This window comes from Parasphingorhabdus sp. (assembly GCF_041748495.1).
GTDB lineage: Bacteria > Pseudomonadota > Alphaproteobacteria > Sphingomonadales > Sphingomonadaceae > Parasphingorhabdus.
In genome coordinates, this window is the sequence record NZ_JBGTDD010000172.1 from 1 (window position 1) to 3,058 (window position 3,058).

General features: G+C 60.3%; 4 protein-coding genes. All 4 read left to right on the forward strand.

The features are described from left to right. Positions 1-375 (forward strand): His/Gly/Thr/Pro-type tRNA ligase C-terminal domain-containing protein (locus ACEW8J_RS14795; protein WP_373492408.1); only part of this gene is annotated, 375 nt, incomplete at its 5' end. Continuing rightward, positions 372-1,448: a peptide chain release factor 1 gene (gene prfA, locus ACEW8J_RS14800; protein ID WP_373492409.1), complete on the forward strand. Its 1,077-nt coding sequence runs from the start codon at positions 372-374 to the stop codon at positions 1,446-1,448. The genes ACEW8J_RS14795 and prfA, both read left to right, overlap by 4 nt. Then, positions 1,441-2,277 carry a peptide chain release factor N(5)-glutamine methyltransferase gene (gene prmC / locus ACEW8J_RS14805; protein WP_373492410.1) on the forward strand — a complete coding sequence of 279 codons (837 nt, stop codon included), beginning with the start codon at positions 1,441-1,443 and terminating at the stop codon, positions 2,275-2,277. The genes prfA and prmC overlap by 8 nt, the downstream gene beginning before the upstream one ends. Before the next feature lie 237 nt (positions 2,278-2,514). Continuing rightward, positions 2,515-3,058: DUF4167 domain-containing protein (locus ACEW8J_RS14810; protein ID WP_373492411.1), on the forward strand; the 544-nt coding region annotated here is incomplete at its 3' end.

Below are 3,058 nucleotides of genomic sequence, written 5' to 3' on the forward strand. Positions count from 1 at the left end.
GGGCTGATCGAATCGCTGGGCGGGCCGCATACGCCGGCGGTCGGCTGGGCCGCCGGGATCGAGCGCTTGGGGATGTTGCTGGATGAACCCGAAGCCATTGGCGCCGATGCCATTTTCATCCCGCTGGGCGATGGCTGTGAACTGGCGGCGATGAAGCTGATGGGTGCATTGCGCAGAGCCGGCGTCAGCTGCGACATGGCCTACAAGGGCAATATGAAAAAGCGGATGCAGAAAGCCAATGCTGCCGGTGCGGCGCATGTTGTCATTATCGGTGAAAACGAACTGGCCAACGGCGTGGCAGCGGTCAAGAATCTGGAAACCGGCGATCAGCGCGAGATTGTCCTGAGTGGCCTGGTCGAGGCCTTGTCTGCATGACGGCCATCACTCCGCAAAGACTGGCACAGATCGAGGCGCGTTTTGCCGAATTGCAGGCGCTGATGGCCTCGGGCGATCTTGAAAGCGACAGATTCGTCTCCGTTTCGAAGGAATATGCCGAGATTGAACCGGTAGCCATCGCTGCCACCCGAATAAAGTCCCTGCGCGACGAACAGGAAAGCCTGGCCGAGATGCTCGCCGGCGATGATGCCGAGATGAAGGCGATGGCCGCCGATGAAGTGGACAGTGTCAAAAAGGCATTGGCTGCCGCCGAGCATGCGCTGGCGCTGCAATTGCTGCCCAGGGACAGCGCCGATGACCGCCCGGCGATGCTCGAAATCCGCGCGGGAACCGGCGGTGACGAAGCAGCGCTTTTTGCTGGCGATCTGTTCCGTATGTACAGCCATTATGCCGAGGAACAGGGCTGGAAGGTCGAGATGATCTCCGCCAATGCCTCGGAAGTCGGCGGCTTCAAGGAAGTGGTCGCCAACATCCAGGGCAAGGGCGTGTTCGCCAAGCTGAAATTCGAATCGGGCGTGCACCGGGTCCAGCGCGTGCCGGAAACGGAGAGCGGCGGGCGGATCCACACCTCGGCGGCAACAGTCGCAATTCTGCCGGAGCCCGAGGAAGTCGATATCAAGATCCGCACCGAGGACTTGCGGATCGACACCTACCGGGCCAGCGGCGCCGGTGGCCAGCATGTCAACAAGACCGACAGCGCGATCCGGATCACCCATTTGCCCACCGGGCTGGTGGTGCAATGCCAGGACGGCAAGTCGCAGCACAAGAACAAAGCGCAGGCGATGAAGGTGCTGGCGGCGCGGCTCTACGAACAGGAGCGCGACGCCGCGCAAAGCGAGGAAGCCGAAGCGCGCAAGTCGATGGTCGGGTCCGGCGATCGCAGCGAGCGCATCCGCACCTATAATTATCCGCAGGGGCGAGTGACCGATCACCGGATCAACCTGACCCTGCACAAGCTGCCCGAAATCATCGAGGGCACGGCGCTCGGGGAAATGATCGACGCGCTGATCGCCGAGGATGAAGCCAGCCGGCTTGCCAATCTGGATGGGTGACGCGGCCGGCGCGTTGCGCGAGGCCGCGCAGAGACTGGCCGGAATCTCCGACAGCCCCCGTCTCGATGCAGAATTGCTGATGGCCTATGCCCTGCAGATCGAACGGTCGGAACTGCTGCTGAAATTGCCCGGCGTGGACGTGCCAGCCGGATTTTCCGGGCTGGTCGACCGGCGGCAGCGGTCCGAACCGATTGCCCATATCATCGGCCAGAAGCAATTCTGGGGCCTTGATTTTCAGGTGACGCCCGATGTCCTGATTCCCCGTCCCGACAGCGAATTGCTGATCGAGGAGGCGGTCCGGAAATTCGCCGCCGCGCCGCCGCGCAGGATCGTCGATCTGGGTACCGGCAGCGGCGCATTGCTGCTCGCAGCCCTGCATGAATTTCCGGACGCCAGAGGCGTGGGGATGGATGCCAGCGCTGCCGCCTTGCAGATCGCCCACAATAATGCCGATGCGCTGGGACTGGCTGACCGTAGCAGCTTCCTGCTGCTGGACTGGACCCTGCCCGACTGGACCGGCGCGCTGGGTTCCGGATTCGATCTGATTCTCGCCAACCCGCCCTATGTCGCGACCGGCGCGCAATTATCGGCAGATGTCGCCGATTTCGAACCGCATCAGGCGCTGTTTGCCGGCGAACAGGGGCTGGATGACTATCGGATCATCCTCCCCGCGCTCGAAAAGCTGCTCTCGCCGGATGGTACAGCGCTGCTGGAAATCGGCTTTGATCAGGCAAATCCGGTATCGGAAATAGCCGTGAAAAATAGCTATCATATTGAACTTAAACAAGATTTATCCGGCAATGACCGCATGCTGATCCTGCATCGGTAAAAAGGGCTTGGTTTTGCCGAAGCGAGTCGCTAAGACTGGAGCAGGCCCAGAGGATTTCTGGCTTTTTCCCAAAATCACTGGCCTGCCGCCAACTCGATAATGTTGCTGGATTTCGGCGCGTATTTGTCTTGTATGGGCCGCTGTGGACGGGTTGTATGCAGCGCAATCGCCATCAGAGTGTGGCAATGACTTGAGAAAGACCAAGTTTATAAACGGTATAAGGATACCTTCAATTTGATGAACAATCGTCAACCTGGCCGCCGCGGGCGCAGCCGGAACACCAATAATAATCGCCCTCAGAGCAACCGCAGTGGCGGATCCGATCGCGATAACCGCATTGACAGCCGCGCGCGGGGCAATGCGGTCCAGATGCTCGACAAATTCAAGAAAATGGCGCAGGATGCGCAGGTCAATGGCGATCGCGTCCAGGCCGAATATTATCATCAATTTGCCGACCATTATTTCCGGGTGAACGCCGATACCGTTGCTCGCCGCGAAGAACAGCGGATCGCCCGCGAAGAACCACGCGGCGACAACCGGAATGACAATCGCGGCAACGGCTCAGGCCAGGATGATTCCAGCGACAATGGCCGGGACAATGCCCGGGACAATGCCCGGGACAATGATGGCGACAATCATCGCGGCCGCCCGCAGGAAGCACAGCAAAATCGTCAGCAACGCGACGACCGCAATGATCGCGACGATATGGAAGCGAATGACGGACCGGAAGAGAAAAAGCCGGTGCGCAGCCGCCGTCCGCGCAAGGTCGAAAATAATGCTC